Below are 364 nucleotides of genomic sequence, written 5' to 3'. Positions count from 1 at the left end.
GGGGCGTGCATCGCCTGCTCGTCGACAGCAGCGTCCGAAGCCGCGGCGCTGGGACTGGTCGGTTCGTGCCCCGAATCCCCTCCGGATCCGCCAGACCGGTCCTGGTCGTTGCAGCCCGCGACCGCCAGGACCACGCAGGCCACCAGTACGGCGAGGGGAGCACGCCGGACTCCAGAGAGGTTCATGGATGGCGACCCTCCCCCCGGTCCGGTCCCGACAAACCCCACAACGAGAAGAAACCGCAGCATGAGCTGCGGTTTCATCGGTGGAGCCTAGGAGATTCGAACTCCTGACATCTGCCTTGCAAAGGCAGCGCTCTACCAGCTGAGCTAAGGCCCCTGGCCGGGGGTCTCGAGACGGTTGC

1 protein-coding gene and 1 tRNA gene are annotated in these 364 nt (G+C 66.8%); both read right to left on the bottom strand.

What is annotated here, in order from left to right:
• The coding region (locus tag ACOADB_RS02375; protein WP_378596307.1) for a hypothetical protein at positions 1-185 on the bottom strand (185 nt) is incomplete at its 3' end.
• Positions 186-266: 81 nt separating this feature from the next.
• Positions 267-339 (bottom strand) — tRNA-Ala (locus ACOADB_RS02370).
• Positions 340-364: the final 25 nt, after the last annotated feature.

The organism is Nocardioides sp. CPCC 206348 (assembly GCF_048654705.1).
Classification (GTDB): domain Bacteria; phylum Actinomycetota; class Actinomycetes; order Propionibacteriales; family Nocardioidaceae; genus Nocardioides.
Note: the sequence above shows the minus strand (reverse complement) of the source record. Positions and strands in the feature narration are given on the sequence as shown.